The following is a 14,744-nucleotide window of genomic DNA, read 5'->3' on the forward strand; positions in this document are numbered from 1 at the left end:
GCACGCCGCCATAGTATTAAGACTAATTGCGTATGGGTGTTTTTTATAGGCTATATTTTGTAGTAGTATGCTGACGTACAGTCACTTAACGAACCTTTCAATGAAACCCAGAGGCCGGGACACTTGACGGCGACCGTCCAGATCGACCAGATCGAGCCCGCCGCGATCCGGGAGGAGCTCGACCGAATCCTCGGAAGCGAGACGTTTTCCCGCTCCGAGCGGTCTCGCGAACTGCTCAAATACATCGTCGAAAAGGACCTCGAGGGCGAGGCCGACCGCCTCAAGGGCTTCGCCATCGCGCTCGACGTCTTCGACCGCCAGGACAGTTTCGATCCGTCCACCGACGCGGTGGTGCGGGTGCAGGCCGGGCGCCTGCGCGACCTGATCGATACCTACTATGCCGCCGAGGGCGCGGAGAACGATATCCAGATCAGCGTTCCGCGCGGCTCCTACGTCCCTGCCTATGAGCTGAAACGGCAAGAACAGCCCGAAAGCGGTGGCTTGGTTCGCCGCGTGGCGACGCCGGTTCCCGGTGGGTCCGCCGAGGGCGCGGACAGCGCGGCCAGAGGCCGGTTTGCGGACGACTCTCAATTGGTCTGGGCCGCGCGGATTGCGATCCTCGTGCTGCTCTGCGGCAATTTGGCGATGATGCTGTTGGGCAATCGCACGGGGGCCGATCCCGGGCCGGCGCCTGCGGTCGCGTCCGAGGTCGCCGAACTGCCGGCCGCTTCTCCAAGCGTCTATCTGCCGTCGGTCTCGGTGGCGGCGGATTTCGACCCCGCGCTCCGGGCGGCGTTCGAGGACGCGCTTCCGCGCTTCGGGAGCATCGTCTACACGACCGACCGGTCGCCGAACGTCGATGTTCCCCAGTCAGATTTCTACATGCGGGCAGTCCCGGCGGGCACGCGTTCGCACAATATCCAGCTCTATCACAGCGAAAGCGGCATCCTCATCGCAACGGACCAGGTTCCCGGCGGGCTGGATGCGAAAGCCACGGCCGAGCACGTGTCGCGCATTTCCAGCCGCTTCCTGCCTGTCGGCGGCGTCATCTATGCCTTTCTCGAGTCCGAGGGGCGGCTCAATCCGCTCACCGAGTGCCTCGTGCTCTCGGCGACCTATTTCCACGAGCAGAGCGCCGAGCGGCATCGCGCGGCGTATGACTGTCAGCAGAACCTCCTGGCGAAGCACGTCAATTCGACCCTTCTTTACTCCAATCTGGCCTCGCTGACGGTCGAGACCGTAACGGACCGGTATGATTATCCGGAAAACGCCAGTCTGGACGACGCCATCGTCTACGGTCGGCGGGCCATCGAACTGGCGCCGAGTTCGGCGGAAGCACATCGGTCCCTGGCGTGGGCATTGCAGGTCTCCGGCGAGATCGGCGCCGCGCTTGACGAAGTTCGCAAGGGCAATGTGCTCAACCCGTATGATCTGGGAATCGCGTCGAGTTACGCCAATACGCTGATCGCGACCGGTGACTTCGCGAAGGCGGTCGATGTGCTCGAACGCGCGGTGAATGCGTCGCCGGTTCATCCGACATGGTGGGATTACGCCCTGTTCGTATCGGCCTTCCAGGAGGGCAGGACCGATCTCGTGCTGGCCAGTTCGCGCAACCTCGTGGGACATGACCGTTCGCATTATTGCGCCGCGCGCCTGATCGCGGCCTGGCTCGTTGGCAATGAAGAACTGCGCAAGAAAATGCTCGCGGATGCAATGCATGGCGATGACGGGTTCTTCGACGATCCGCTTTCCCACTATTCGCGGCTCATGCCGAAGACCGCGGCCGTGAAACTGGTAACCGCCCTTCGTGATGCCGGTGCGCCGGTTTCCAGCGCCGATGACGGGTAGGGCGGCGCGCGCCGACGCGGATATCGTTCTTTCCGCACGGCAGGTTGGCATTGAAAGCGGCGAGACGCTTGTCCTGCTGCACGGCTTTGGCGGTTCGGGCCACGCCTTCGATCCGGTTCTCGACGATCTCGGCAGGAAAGCGCGGCTCGTCCTTCCCGACCTGCCGGGGCATGGCGGTTCCGTAGAGGTTGGCGGCAAGCGCCATCCGCGCGCGGGTGCGGATGCGGTCCTTTCGACGCTGGACCGGCTGGGGATAGAGCATTTTCATCTCGGCGGGTTTTCCATGGGCGGGGCGGTCGCGTGCCTGATCGCGATGAAGGCGCCTGGACGCGTGAAGTCCCTGACGCTTGTCGCGCCCGGCGGTTTCGGTCCGGAGATCGCGGCGGCGACCCTTAGGCAATTCGCCCGCGCGCGTTCGCGGGAGGAACTGCGTGACGCGCTGTCGAGAATGGTGGCGCCGGGTATGAACGCGCCGGAGACTGACCTCGCCGCGCTCGAAGAGGAGCGTCGCGACCAGGCGCTTGTCGGCGAGCTGACCGCAATCGCGGAGATGATCACGCGCGACGACCGGCAGGGCGAATTGCCGCGCGAGAGCCTCGCGGCAATCGAATGTCCGGTGCGCGTGTTGTGGGGGACGGAGGATCCCGTCCTGCCCGTGACGCAAAGCCGGGACCTGCCGGACGGTTTCGCGTTGCGCCGCATCGAGGGTGCGGGTCACATGCTGCTTCACGAAGCGCGCGAGGTGGTGACGGATGCATTTCTGGCCGCCTTGTCCAACGAACGGGCAGAAGACCGGGCGTTCTGACCGGGTCTCCATGCCGCCGCAAAAAGAGTCGCGTGCGGCGCGGATTATTGTTAACAAATCATGAACACGACCCCTTCGGAGCGGTGCATGAGTCACGATCGGGACAAGCCGGATCATCCGGTGACGACCAGACTGGTGGATGCGGTGCGGCAGATGAAAATCGCCGCGGCCGACCGTGGCGATGTCGTCGTGGAAATGCGCGAGGCGACGCGCACCCGGCTGGAATTGCTCGCGGAGGATCTCGCGCCGGTGATCGCGGATGTGCCGCCGGATGACGACCGTTTCGACTTCGCGCTCACCTCGGGTCTGCAGCCGCGTTTCTGGATCGATGCGACCGCGCATGTGATGATGGGACCGGATCGGCGCACCTATCGTTTCGTGCGCGACACGCGTCTCGGCCGTGTCGTCCTCGGCGAGTCTGCCGACCGCGCGATCGTCGCGGAGCGGATCGTGGCCTATGTCGCCGAGCGCATTCACGAGCGCGACCTCGCCATGTCGGGAGACGTGACGTCCTATCGCGAACTGGCGACCGGTCGCGCGCCGGAACCCGATGACACGGATCGCCCGGCCTCGGGGTCGGAACGGCCGCTCGACCGGATCGAGCGCGAGCTTGCAGCCTTGCGCCGCGAGGCCGCGGAACGGGACCGCCGTGTCGAGGGCGAAACCGTTTCGCTCAAGCCCGCCGAACGCGCGCCGGAGCCGGCGAAGACTTCGGAGCCGGCTAGGGCGGGCCACGCGGAGCCGGAACCTTCGAAGTCCTTCATGGGATCGGCGCAGTCGATCGCGAATGCGGTCGTATGGGTCCTGCTCGGCGTCGTTATTGGCGCAGGCGCGCTGCTTCTCGCCTTCCAGAACCTGCTGGTCCAGAACTAGAGCCGGAATCGGTCTCTGGTCCGTGGAGCACCCGGCGTTCGGTCACAGTGATGGCGCCGACCTTTCCGGCCACGGAATATTCTTTCAGGGTGCAACGCCAGTCACCGGGCTCACCGTCGATTTCAAAGTGGTTGAACGCGGCGGCGGGCTTGCGGCCTCCGGGCGCCTGGCCGCCCGCTGGCACGCCGATCACGGGCACCTGTTTGCCGTCCGGCGCGTCGATCCAGTGGCGCTGCGGCACATGGGTGTGGCCATGCAGGACGAGTTCCGCGCCGTGGCGGCGGATGACCGACTGGAAAAGCCTGATGCCGTATAGCCGCTTTTGCGGCGATGCCGCGCGGCGCACCGGCGGATGGTGGATCAGCACGACGCGGAACAAACCCTCTTCACGCGCCGTATCGAGAACCGAGGCCAGTCCTTCGGCCTGCGTGCGGGTAAAGATGCCCGAGGCCATGAACGGAGCGGTCGCGACGGCGCTGTTGACGCCGATCACGCCAAGCGGACCCCGCTCGCGCAGGAAGGGAAACCCATTGCGCGTCGTCGGCGCGTTTGGCGCTTCCGTGGTCATGTAGGTTTTCCAGGCGGTCACCGCCTTGGACAGCGCGCCGGGCACATAGGCATCGTGGTTGCCCGGAACCACGGACACGTTCTCCGGCGACCCCAGTTCCCGAAGCCAGACAGCTGCGTTGACGATCTCGGCGTCGAGCGCGAGGTTCGTCAGATCCCCGGTCACAGCGACATGATCCGGTGCGAGGCCCTTCATGGAAGTCAGCAACCGCTTCAGCGTCCCGCTTTCCATATGCGCGGCGCGGTTTCGCTTCCAGTTCACATAGCCGGTGATGCGCTTCGACAGGAGATCGACGGTGCGCACGTCGGGCAGCGGCCCCAAATGAACGTCGGAAATATGTGTCAGCGTGTATGCCATGGCTCTTTCGTAAGGCAGGATACGCGGAATACAACCGCCAGATTCGAAGGATTCGCGGTGCAAGGATGAAACCCGATCTGAAAGCGCGGCTGTTTCACGCCTGGTTTCTCGTCAGCCGGCCGATGACGCTCGGCGTGCGGGCGCTGGCCTTCGATGCCGACGGACGCATATTGCTGGTCAAGCATACATATGTTCCGGGCTGGCACCTGCCCGGCGGTGGCGTCGACAGCGGGGAAACCGTGATCGACGCGCTTGCCAAGGAATTGCGCGAAGAAGCCAACGCGGTCATTGGCGACCCGCCCCGGCTCTGTTCGGTCCATTTCAACAACCGGGTCACGCGGCGCGACCATGTCGTCGTCTACCATTGCCGCAATGTCAGGCAGACGGCGCCGAAGTCGCGAGACCGCGAGATCGTCGCCGCCGAGTTTTTCGATCTTCATGATCTGCCCGATGCGATCACCGCCTCATCGGCGGCGCGCATCCGCGAACTCGACCACGGTGTCGCCCCCGATCCCTTCTGGTGACTTGGAGAACCGGTCGCGATCATGCGGCGCGGAATAGTCGATCTCCGGTCCGGCCGGGACGATCCGGGTCGGGTTGATGGTCTCGTGGCTGCGATAGTAGTGCTTCTTGATGTGGTCCAGGTCCACCGTCTCGGCGACGCCGGGCACCTGGAACAGGTCGCGCGTGTAATTCGAGATGTTCGGATAGTCGACAATCCGGCGCAGATTGCACTTGAAGTGGCCGACATAGACCGGATCGAAGCGCACCAGCGTCGTGAAGAGCCGCCAGTCGGCCTCCGTGATGCGGTCGCCGGCGAGATATCGCTGGCTCGACAGGCGGTCTTCCAGCCGATCGAGAGCATCGAAGACATCGCCGACCGCTTCCTCATAGGCTTCCTGTGTCGTCGCGAAACCGGACCGATAGACGCCGTTGTTCACGTTCGGATAAACGAACGCGTTCACCTCCTCGATCTCGTCGTGCAGGTCTTCGGGATAGAAATCCGTCGTCTCGCCGGTCAGGTCGTTGAAGGCGGTGTTGAACATGCGGATGATCTCGGCGGATTCGTTGGAGACGATCGTCTCGCGTTTCCTGTCCCAGAGCACCGGCACTGTGACGCGGCCGCTATATTTCGGCTCGGCGCGCAGATAGACATCGCGCAGATATTCCACGCCATGCAGTGCGTCGCCCGTCGAGCCCTCCGACTGGTCGAAGGTCCAGCCGTCATCGCCCATGAAATGCGAGACCACCGATACGGGTATCAGGTCATCCAGCTTCTTCAGCTTGCGGAAGATCAGCGCGCGATGCGCCCAGGGGCAGGCCAGCGAGACGTAAAGATGATAGCGGTCGGCTTCCGCCTGAAAGCCGCCTTCGCCCGTCGGGCCGGGTGCGCCGTCCGCCGTGATCCAGTTGCGAAATTGCGATTCCTTGCGGACGAAGCGCCCGCCGGTGGATTCGGTGTCGTACCAGTCGGTATGCCATTTTCCGTCGACCAGAAGGCCCATGTCGTGCTCCTTTGCGTTCACCCGCCATCTAATTCGCGATTGGCGCGCCGTCAGGTGTCAAACGTCAAACAATGCGTCACCGTTCCAAATCGTCGGGATTCCGGGCAAAAACACAGATGGACCGGGGCGAGGGGGAGTGCTACGCGGCATGCATGAACACCGCGATCAGGGCAATTTTCTTCCGACGATGAACCGGGACGGCACCGCCGCCTTCGGCCCAATCCGCTTGTCCATCGTCGTATCTGCCTGGTGTTAACATGACCGCCTTCGCCATCGCGCCCGAAACGGGCGACCACCAATCCGCCATCGATCTCCTTCACGCCGAAGCCTTTGGCCCCGGACGCTACAGCCGCGCGGCCTTTCGCGTGCGCGAGCAGGGACCGCACGATCCGGCACTGTCCTTCGTCGCCATCGACGAGGGCGACGGCGCGCTGCTCGGCTCTGTGCGTCTGACATGGATCGAAACGGCGGGCACGGGCGCGCGGGGTTTGCTGCTCGGACCGCTTGCGGTGCAGGAACGGCTCAAGGGCAAGGGGATCGGCAAGGCGCTGCTGCGGCGGGCCGTGGACGCCGCGCGGGAAGCCGGCGCGGGCTATATCCTGCTCGTTGGCGACAAGCCCTATTACTGGCCGTTCGGCTTCGAAACCTTGCCGCGGGGCAAGGTGCAGATGCCCGGACCGGTCGATCCGGCGCGGTTCCTTGTCTGCGCGCTTCAGCCGGACGTGGGCGAGACGCTTGGCGGGATGGTGCGCTGGGCGGAAAAGCCTCGCTGCTAATCCCAACTGGCCGGATCGAGCCTGAAGAGGCTCGCCAGTTGCTCGTAGACGTCCGGCTCCTCGCGTTTCATTTCAAACGTCTTTTCGAAAAAGACCTCGACGGCAACGGCGAAGAATTCGACGTGGCTGGTCGCGCCATAGGCGTCGAACAGCGTTCGCTGTCCGCGTTCCACGTTGCGGACATGTCTGTCGAAAGCATCGACGAAGGCATGTTCCCAGTCGCGAAAACTCTGCCCTTTGCTCAGGACGGGGATGGCGTTTGTATGGCCCGAGAGGTCGTCCACCTGATGGGCGAATTCGTGAAACACGACATTGTGGCCGTCATGGGCGTCGGCGGCGCCGTCTTCCACGTCGGTCCAGGACAGGATGACCGGGCCGCGCGACCAGCTCTCGCCCAGGCGCGCAGTCTGGCGCTCCGTCACCACATAGCCGTCCTGCTCCCTGCGTCGCGACGTGAAGGCGCCCGGATAAATAAGGATCGTGTAGAGGTTGCGGTACCAGGTGTTGGTGTTCGCGACGAGCAGGCAGGCCTGCGCCGCGATTGACAGGCGCATTTCCTCGGTCACGTCGAGACCGTTGCAGCCGACGAAGCGGATCTGGTCGAGGAAGAGGCTGATCTTGCCTTCGAGCTTCCTGCGCAAGTCCGGCGGGAGGCGGCGCACCAGCGGCACAAATTCTTCGATGAGGGCGCGCTGGTGGTCGGACAGTTCGGAGGCGAGAAGCCGCTTGCGCCGCCGTCGTTTCGACCAGCCCCTGAAGACGTAAGCGCCCGCAGCGAGGACCAGGAGCAAGAGCAGGATGATCTGGCCGGTGGACATGGGGTTCTGACGCGCTCCGAGGACAATCCAGGGAAGCCCTATGTGGGATACAAGAGGGCGGTTTGCCAGGTGGAGGAGGTGCTCTGCCTCCCTACGCCCGCGCCCTATGCCGGGTCAGGCGGGGGCGATACCGACTAAAGGTTCTTGTCTCAGACGATGTGACCGGTCGTCGACTCCCGATCCCTATCGGCGGCCGGGGGCGCAAGGAATTCACGAAATTCTTCGCGCCACGTTATGCCGCGATCTTCAAACGGGGGCACGATGCCGGGACGGTCTTGCAATCGGTGCGCTACAGCCGCGCCAGCAACTCGGCCTTCTTTGCCTCGAATTCGGCATCCGTGAGAATGCCGCTTTCCCTGAGCTCGGCGAGCTTGCGGATCAGCGAGATGATCTCTTCCGAGGATTTGGAGGATGGCGAGGGCTGCGGCTCGGTGGATTTGGCCGAGGAGGCTGCATCTTGCGTTGCCGGGGACGGCCTCACGGCCGCCGGGGCGGGTGAGGGCGATGTATCTGCGGCTTGCTCTCCGGCCGCCGGCGTCTCCGGTGAGGAGCCGGGCTGTTTGACGGCGTCGGGCTCACTGCCTGGGGTGGCCGGTATCCGCGCCAAATCGGCGACTTTCACCAGTCCGTTCTGGCTGACGAAGGTCAGTGATTGATCGCCGCTTTGCTGCTGCGATACGCCGGTGATCCTGTGATCCGCGGTATCGAAAATCTCGACACGGCCGGCGACCTGGATCGCCAGGCGGCGGGTTTGCGGAAAGACGGCATATCGCATGTCGTTCTGGGCGCCTGTCGAGGACGGAGCGCCGAGCTCGGCCGGCCACCAGTTTCCGCCAAAGCCCGACCCGGCGACGAAAAAGCTGGTGCCGCTTCCCTGATACTGGCTCTGCGAGCTTGCCGGACGCTCCGCGGCCGCGAAAACCTGGCTTTCCGACAGGACTTGCGAGAGTTCGGCGCACAGCGCATCGACCTTTGCCTTCAGCGCATTGTTGAACATGTCGCCGACCATGGTCATCCCGCCCCGCGACCATTGCCCCATGCCGCCAAGGTCAGGATGGTCAAACTGCGCCTGCACGCCATGGCCGTTGGCCAGAGCGACGAGAAGCGTTTCGACCGCGCCGGAGGAGACGCCGTGGCGCTGCGCTATCTCGGCTGCGATTTTGCTGCCTTCGGGTGTCAGGCGGGACATTCTGCGATCCATGGGTTGTCGATGCGGGGAACCTGCCGAGCCGCTTAGCACTTCGTGGCCGAGGCGGCCACCGTATATTCCACAAGGCGGCAGCTCCGTCCGCTGAGCGGACCTTCAGACAGGTTGAAGGTCAGATGTGGCTGCCGCTCTTCCCTGAACCAGGCCCTCGACAGAATGAGCAGCAGAAGCGCCAGCCCGAGAAAGCCGGAGAACAGCGAGTACCGTGTGACGTCAAGGAGCTCGGTCTCGCCGGTGGTGCGCAGGCCGATCCAGGCATCGCCGGAGGCCGCGCCGTTTTAGCGGGTGGGCAGTATACCGAAGTCGTGCAGCGTGCCGCTTTCCCGACGTCAGTTGCCGGCGCGTTGCATCATCATCTCGTGGACGGCGGCCATGCCGCGATCCGCCATTGCCGAGACCTCGCCCGCATGGGTGTGCAGGGCGGCCACGACCTCCGGGTCGTCGGAGGTCTGTATGACGACGATGCCCTCGTCCGTCATGTCGATCTGCGTCTCGATCCGGTCCGCGCGTTCGAAAAAGATGTCGAGTGTCGGGCTCTGGATGAATATCTGCGGGTCCCGGCGTTCTTCCACACGGGTAATCATGCCGACGACATGGCTTGCGATGACAGCCATAAGGTCTTCGTCCTCCGAGAAGGTCACTGTGCGGATTCCGTTCGGGAGCTCTACGACTTCGCGCGAGATATCCGGGAAATTGCGGAACATTTCGGCCAGTTCGGCGCTTTCGCGTGGCGTCGCGTCGAGGCCGCGCAGGCCCGGCATGGTGACTTCGTCGTGGCCCGTGCCGTCGGCGCCGTGATGCTGCATGCCGCCATGGCCCATTCCCTGCGCGATGGCTGATACCGGTCCGGCTGCGGCAAGAGTGGCTGCAAGCATCGCGGCCGCCGACAGTCGAACGAAGCTGGCGCGCATCCGCGCGTTGGCGGTCAGGACATGTGTCATTGCGGCCTCGCCTTCCGTTAGGTCAATAGAATCGATGAAAACACCATCGAGCGTGGAAGCGCAATGCGGCAAAGAAGCCGGCTCTATCGTCCCTCGCGCAGCCACATGCCGGAGAGTACCAGCAACAGAAGCGCCAGGCCCAGGAACCCGCTGAACAGCGAGTAGCGGGTGACGCCGAGGAGTTCGGTCTCGCCGGTTGTGCGCAGGCCGATCCAGTCTCCGCCGAAGGCCGTGCCGTTGGAGCGGACGGGGAGGATGGTGGGCACGCGCAGCGCGCCGCTCGCATCGGCGAGCCGGCGAATGCTGCCCCGGCTGGCTTCGGTCACCGGTTCGAGGATCTCGGTGGTCGAGATCATGGAGCGGAATTCCGGTGCATCGACCGGGCCGGCATGGGCGAGCGTCGAGAAATCGCCCTGCGTGATCTCGTAGAGCCCGACCTCTTCGGCCTCGATCCGGGCGGTGAAGATGCCGTTGCCCTGGTTCTGGAAATCGACCTCGGTCTCGACGCCACTCGGTGAGCGCAGCCGCGCCGGTGCGACCTCGTCTTCCATGGTCTGCCGCCTGATCGTCAGGGTCTGCCCGTCCGTCGATGCGGTTAGGGCTTCCTCCTCCAGTTCCGGCTCCTTCATCAGCCAATGCGCCATGCGGCGATAGAGACCCACATGCGGCCCGCCGCCCTCGAAGCCCCGCGCCCACAGCCAGCCTTGATCGGAGAGGATCATGCCGACGCGGCCCTCGCCGAAGCGGTTGAGAACCAGGAGCGGCCGGTCGTCCGCACCGTTCATCGCGATGACGCCGTCGGGCGTCTCGACGTCGATGGTGCGGAACCAGCGGCCCCAATTGGGCGGCTCGGCCTGGCCGCCCTCCAGATCGCGGGTGACCGGATGGCGGCGACCTTCGTCGGAAATGCGCGGGAAATAGCCCTGTGCCGTGACGACGCCGGTCGGCTTGGCGGGAAGCGCGGTGACGAGCGGCGTGTTGGCGATGGAGTTCTCGCCGGCATATTCCGGGCCGGCCGCGACCAGCAGGGCGCCGCCGCCGCGCACATATTCGGCGATGTAGTCGTAATAGAGCGACGGCAGGACGTTGCGGTACTGGTAGCGGTCGAAAATGATCAGGTCGAAATCATCGATCTTCTCGACGAAAAGCTCGCGCGTCGGAAAGGCGATCAGCGAGAGTTCGTTGATCGGCGTGCCGTCCTGCTTTTCGGGTGGGCGCAGGATCGTGAAGTGGACGAGATCGACCGAGGCGTCGGATTTCAGGAGGTTGCGCCAGGTGCGCTCGCCGGAATGCGGTTCGCCGGAGACGAGCAAAACGCGCAGATTCTCGCGGATACCCTGCATCTCGGCGACGGCGCGGTTGTTGGCGAGTGTCAGTTCGCCGGGCAGTTCGTCCACGGCAAGTTCGATGATGTTCGCGCCCGCACGGTCGAGGCTGAGGTCGAGCGGCGTTTCCAGACCGGGTATGGCGATGTCGGTGGCCACGAGCTCGCCATTCAGGAAGATCTGCACTTCCACCGCGCCGCTTTCGTCACCCGCGCCCGAATCGACGACGTGATAGGTCATCGCGACCGGCTGGCCTGTGATCGAGAAGCGCGGTGCCTGGGTAAACTCGATCTTGCGGTCGAATTCGTCCTCGCGGCCGGTGGTCAGGGCGTGCAGCGGCACGTTCGGGGGCAGTCCCGTCTCCTCGCCCGTGGGCACGTCGTGAACCTGCCCGTCGGTGATCATGATGGCGCCGCCGATACGGGCCGGGGGCACGTCGCGGATCGCCGAGGCGAGCGCGTCGAACAGGCGCGTTTCGGTCTCCGCGCCACCGCCTTCCGTGTTCCCGGCCTCGACTTCGCGGACCTCGAATTGCGGAAAGCGTTTGAGGCGGTCGCGCAGCGCCTGCAGCGCGGCGTCGGTCGTCTTGACACGGTCGGTGAGTTTCTGGCTCTGGCTGCGATCGACGATCAGCGGCACCACGGTGGACAGAGGCGCGCGTTCCTCTTCATTGATCACCGGATTGGCGATGGCGAGGGCAAGCGCGGCGCCGGCACCGGCCCTGAGAAGCGCGCCGCGGGTGCGCGACAGCAGCGCCCATGCGACGAGCGCTGCGACGGGCAGGCAGACGAGCGCGAGCAGCCACCATGCGGTGAGCGGAGCGAAATCGAGCGACAGGGTCATCATGGCCTATTGTCCCAACCGTTCGAGCAGCGCCGGCACATGGACCTGGTCGGCCTTGTAGTTGCCGGTCAGCATATACATCATGATGTTGACCCCGGCGCGGAAGGCGTAGATGCGCTGCAGCGGATCGGCGGACATGGTCGGATAGATCGGCCGGCCGCTCTCATCGAGCGCCCACGCGCCGGCGAAATCATTGCCGGTGATCATGATCGGGCTCACGCCGTCGCCGCTGCGCACCGGGCGGCCTTCGAGGGCCTCCTGTGTCGTCGGGGCCTCCACCCAGAGCGGCGAGCCGTCATAGCGACCGGGAAAACGGTCGAGAATGTAGAAAGCCTTGGTCAGCACATGGTCCGGGGGAACAGGTTCCAGCGGCGGGATGTTCAGGCCGCGCAGGATATCGCGCAGGCGCTGGTTTTCCGGTGAAGCGGCGGCGCCGGAAAAGGAGGCGGTCAACTGGTCGCGCGTGTCGAACAACACCGTGCCGCCGCCCTGCATGAAGGCGTCGAGCCGAGAGATTGCCGCCTCGCTTGGCATCTCGGCGGTCGTGTCGAGCGGATAGTAGATCAGCGCATAGAAGGCGAGTTCGTCGGTTTCGAGGTCGAGACCGACGGGTGGCGCAGGCTCGAGCGCCGTGCGGCTTTGCAGGAAGCGGGTCAGGCCGGACAGGCCGGCCTCGGTGATCTCGTCGGTCTGCGGATTGCCGGTCAGGATGTAGCCGATCCGCGTGGTCTCCAGGATATCGATGATCTCGGCGTCTCCGGGCCGTTCGTCCCCGGCGGGCGGGCTGTTGTCCTGCGCGAGGGCAGGGCCGGCGAATGTCACGGCGACGGCAATCAGGGCGAGCGCGACCGCCGCGGGCGCGGCCTGCCGCGCGCCGATGCGGCCTTTTCCTGAAAACGGGAGACGGCCGTTGATCCAGAGGACGGCGAGCGTGTCCAGCGCCAGCAGGGCCAGAGCGATCAGGAAGAGCGAGCCGCGCAGGTCGCTTTCCTCTCCCATCGCATAGCCGAAGGAGGCGGTCGTCGCCTGGAATTCCGGCGTACCGAGCGGCACGAGCGTATCGTCTTCGCTCAGTACGTTGCGGGCGACGAAGCCGTCCGCCGTGCCGTAAAGCCCGGCCGGATGGTCGTAGCTGGCGGCCGTGGCGGCTGCTTCCGCATCGAGCGGACGGACATGGGCGGGCGGAGCCGTCAGCTCACCGTCGGCGCCGAGAATGCGATAGGGCGGCAATGCTTCGCCCTGGACGCCGGAATTGCCGGTCTGCAACGTCCCGGTATTGCGCGACAGGTTGGCGATGCGGCGCAGCATCTCGACGAAACTGCCCGAGATCGGCAGGTTCGACCATGTCGCTTCGGCGGTGACGTGGAAGAGCACGATAGTTCCCTTGCCACGCGACGTTCCCGTCACCAGCGGCGTGCCGTCGGCGAGATTGGCCCAGGTGCGCGAGACGAGGTCGAGATCCGGTTCGGCGAGTACTTGCCGGTTGACCGAGACTTCGCGCGGCGCGTCGAGACCGCCGAAGGGGCCACCGGGCGGGAAGGGGGCGACGGGTTGCGGTTCGGTCCAGGACAGCGACCCGCCGAGCGAACGTTCGCCGATGCGCAGATCGACCGGCAGAAGCGTGTCGTCGCCGGCCGTCGCCGCCAGCCTCGGACCGGCGAAGCGGACAAGCGTTCCGCCGTCATCCACCCATTGTACGAGGCTGCGCGAGGCGGCCTCGGGCAGGACGCCGATATCGGCCATGACGATCATCGCCGGGCCCTGCTCGATCAGCGCGGGCACATCGACGGCAAGATCGCCGGTTTCCGCCTCGACGAGGTCGGCATAGGGCTGCAACGCGCGCTGGATATAGAACAGCGGCGAAAGAAGAGGCTGGTCGAGATCGCCGGCCTGGCCCGTGATCAGACCGACCCTGCGACGCCGCGCATTCTCGTCGACAAGCCACACCCCGCCGGATTGCTGCTGGCCGGACAGTCGCAGCGTCGCGAAATCGTTGCGCAATTCGAACGGCACATCGAAGCGCACCACCGTCTCGGGGCTTCCGTCGGCGAACAGGGCGGCGTTCTCGGCGAGAAGCCGGCCCTTCTCGTCGAAGGCGGAGACGGAAACCGGGTCCGTGCCGGCGGCAAGGCCGTCGGGCGCCTGGACATGGACGTCGAAGCTGGTGGGCGTGTTGTCGATCCCGCGAATGGCGCGCAGCCCGTCGATGCCGCCATCGAACACCAGCACCTCGGTCGGTTCGAGCGCATCGATTGCCGCGACGGTCTCCTCGTCATTCTCCGTGCTCAATCCGTCGGACAGCCAGGCGATCGTCGCGCCCTGCTGTGCATCCTCCAGTGCAGCGGCGAGCCTCGCCACGGCGGCGGTTCTGTCAGGCTTGGCGGCCAGCGGTGTCGCCGCGGCGAGCGCGGGCAAGAGATCGGCGGCATTTGTCAGTGTCACGTCGGCATTGCCGGGCGCGACCGTGTAGGCGAGCGCCACCGGCCGGCCGGCATCCCCGGCTTTTTCGACGAGTTGCGTCGCCATCGCGATCCGTTCATCCCAATCCGCGCCCGTCGACCAGCCATTGTCGATCAGCAGGGCCAGGGGGCCTTCGCCGCCCGTGATATCGGCCGTGGGATTGAGCACCGGGCGCGCCAGGGCGAGGATCACCAGCGTCGCCATCAAAAGACGCAGCAAGGTCAGCCACCACGGGCTGCGGGCCGGCGTCTCCTCATGCTTGATGACCTTGGCCAGCAGGCGCAGAGGCGGGAATATCTCGGTCTTCGGTTTCGGCGGGGTCAGGCGCAGCAGCCACCAGATCACCGGCAGCGCCACCAGTCCGAACAGGATGGCGGGGGCAGCGAAGGTGAGCGGCAATCCGAACATCACGCGGCTC

At 65.2% G+C, this 14,744-nt stretch carries 12 protein-coding genes; 5 read left to right on the forward strand and 7 right to left on the reverse strand.

Going from position 1 to position 14,744, the window contains the following annotated elements; genetic code table 11:
- The first annotated feature begins 123 nt into the window (after positions 1–123).
- The 3 genes from ACQK2M_RS08160 (at position 124) to ACQK2M_RS08170 (ending at position 3,526) form a co-directional block, all read left to right on the forward strand.
- Positions 124–1,848, forward strand: coding sequence for a hypothetical protein (locus ACQK2M_RS08160; protein ID WP_425417378.1), 1,725 nt, complete (start codon positions 124–126; stop codon positions 1,846–1,848).
- On the forward strand, positions 1,838–2,653 hold the full coding sequence (locus ACQK2M_RS08165) for an alpha/beta fold hydrolase (protein WP_425417379.1): 816 nt from the start codon (positions 1,838–1,840) through the stop codon (positions 2,651–2,653). The genes ACQK2M_RS08160 and ACQK2M_RS08165 overlap by 11 nt, the downstream gene beginning before the upstream one ends.
- A gap of 87 nt (positions 2,654–2,740) precedes the next feature.
- Positions 2,741–3,526, forward strand: a complete 786-nt coding sequence (locus tag ACQK2M_RS08170; protein WP_425417380.1) for a hypothetical protein — start codon at positions 2,741–2,743, stop codon at positions 3,524–3,526.
- Here the strand turns inward: ACQK2M_RS08170 and ACQK2M_RS08175 are convergent.
- Positions 3,471–4,451, reverse strand: coding sequence for a metallophosphoesterase family protein (locus tag ACQK2M_RS08175; RefSeq protein ID WP_425417381.1), 981 nt, complete (start codon positions 4,449–4,451; stop codon positions 3,471–3,473). The genes ACQK2M_RS08170 and ACQK2M_RS08175 overlap by 56 nt on opposite strands.
- A gap of 65 nt (positions 4,452–4,516) precedes the next feature.
- Between ACQK2M_RS08175 and ACQK2M_RS08180 the strand changes: the two genes are divergently transcribed.
- Complete coding sequence (locus ACQK2M_RS08180; RefSeq protein WP_425417382.1) at positions 4,517–4,975, forward strand: NUDIX domain-containing protein; 459 nt, start codon at positions 4,517–4,519, stop codon at positions 4,973–4,975.
- On the opposite strand, the gene ACQK2M_RS08185 is transcribed toward ACQK2M_RS08180, so the two are convergent.
- Positions 4,916–5,956, reverse strand: coding sequence for a glutathione S-transferase family protein (locus ACQK2M_RS08185; protein ID WP_425417383.1), 1,041 nt, complete (start codon positions 5,954–5,956; stop codon positions 4,916–4,918). The two genes, ACQK2M_RS08180 and ACQK2M_RS08185, sit on opposite strands and share 60 nt — an antisense overlap.
- A 257-nt stretch (positions 5,957–6,213) precedes the next feature.
- On the opposite strand from ACQK2M_RS08185, the gene ACQK2M_RS08190 reads away from it, so the two are divergent.
- Complete coding sequence (locus ACQK2M_RS08190; RefSeq protein ID WP_425417384.1) at positions 6,214–6,732, forward strand: GNAT family N-acetyltransferase; 519 nt, start codon at positions 6,214–6,216, stop codon at positions 6,730–6,732.
- Here the strand turns inward: ACQK2M_RS08190 and ACQK2M_RS08195 are convergent.
- From ACQK2M_RS08195 to ACQK2M_RS08215, 5 genes are all read right to left on the reverse strand, one after another.
- The gene (locus ACQK2M_RS08195) at positions 6,729–7,550 is read right to left on the reverse strand and encodes a zinc-dependent peptidase (RefSeq protein ID WP_425417385.1); all 822 of its coding nucleotides are present in this window, start codon (positions 7,548–7,550) and stop codon (positions 6,729–6,731) included. The two genes, ACQK2M_RS08190 and ACQK2M_RS08195, sit on opposite strands and share 4 nt — an antisense overlap.
- 289 nt (positions 7,551–7,839) lie before the next feature.
- A complete protein-coding gene (locus tag ACQK2M_RS08200) occupies positions 7,840–8,739 on the reverse strand; it encodes an SHOCT domain-containing protein (protein ID WP_425417386.1) in 900 nt (299 codons plus the stop codon).
- A gap of 347 nt (positions 8,740–9,086) precedes the next feature.
- Entirely contained in the window at positions 9,087–9,698 is a 612-nt protein-coding gene (locus ACQK2M_RS08205) for a hypothetical protein (RefSeq protein WP_425417387.1), read from the reverse strand.
- Between the two features lie 83 nt (positions 9,699–9,781).
- Entirely contained in the window at positions 9,782–11,860 is a 2,079-nt protein-coding gene (locus ACQK2M_RS08210) for a hypothetical protein (protein WP_425420006.1), read from the reverse strand.
- A gap of 12 nt (positions 11,861–11,872) precedes the next feature.
- Positions 11,873–14,734: a DUF4159 domain-containing protein gene (locus tag ACQK2M_RS08215; RefSeq protein WP_425417388.1), complete on the reverse strand. Its 2,862-nt coding sequence runs from the start codon at positions 14,732–14,734 to the stop codon at positions 11,873–11,875.
- Positions 14,735–14,744 lie beyond the last annotated feature (10 nt).

It is taken from the genome of Oricola indica (genome assembly GCF_965227485.1).
GTDB lineage: Bacteria > Pseudomonadota > Alphaproteobacteria > Rhizobiales > Rhizobiaceae > Oricola > Oricola indica.

Bases quoted from the DNA above. Each gene is read 5' to 3' on its own strand.
- ACQK2M_RS08195 (WP_425417385.1), bottom strand. From the start codon at position 7,550: ATGTCCACCGGCCAGATCATCCTGCTCTTGCTCCTGGTCCTCGCTGCG.
- ACQK2M_RS08170 (WP_425417380.1), top strand. From the start codon at position 2,741: ATGAGTCACGATCGGGACAAGCCGGATCATCCGGTGACGACCAGACTG.
- ACQK2M_RS08175 (WP_425417381.1), bottom strand. From the start codon at position 4,451: ATGGCATACACGCTGACACATATTTCCGACGTTCATTTGGGGCCGCTG.
- ACQK2M_RS08215 (WP_425417388.1), bottom strand. From the start codon at position 14,734: ATGTTCGGATTGCCGCTCACCTTCGCTGCCCCCGCCATCCTGTTCGGA.
- ACQK2M_RS08180 (WP_425417382.1), top strand. From the start codon at position 4,517: ATGAAACCCGATCTGAAAGCGCGGCTGTTTCACGCCTGGTTTCTCGTC.
- ACQK2M_RS08190 (WP_425417384.1), top strand. From the start codon at position 6,214: ATGACCGCCTTCGCCATCGCGCCCGAAACGGGCGACCACCAATCCGCC.
- ACQK2M_RS08205 (WP_425417387.1), bottom strand. From the start codon at position 9,698: ATGACACATGTCCTGACCGCCAACGCGCGGATGCGCGCCAGCTTCGTT.
- ACQK2M_RS08165 (WP_425417379.1), top strand. From the start codon at position 1,838: ATGACGGGTAGGGCGGCGCGCGCCGACGCGGATATCGTTCTTTCCGCA.
- ACQK2M_RS08185 (WP_425417383.1), bottom strand. From the start codon at position 5,956: ATGGGCCTTCTGGTCGACGGAAAATGGCATACCGACTGGTACGACACC.
- ACQK2M_RS08200 (WP_425417386.1), bottom strand. From the start codon at position 8,739: ATGTCCCGCCTGACACCCGAAGGCAGCAAAATCGCAGCCGAGATAGCG.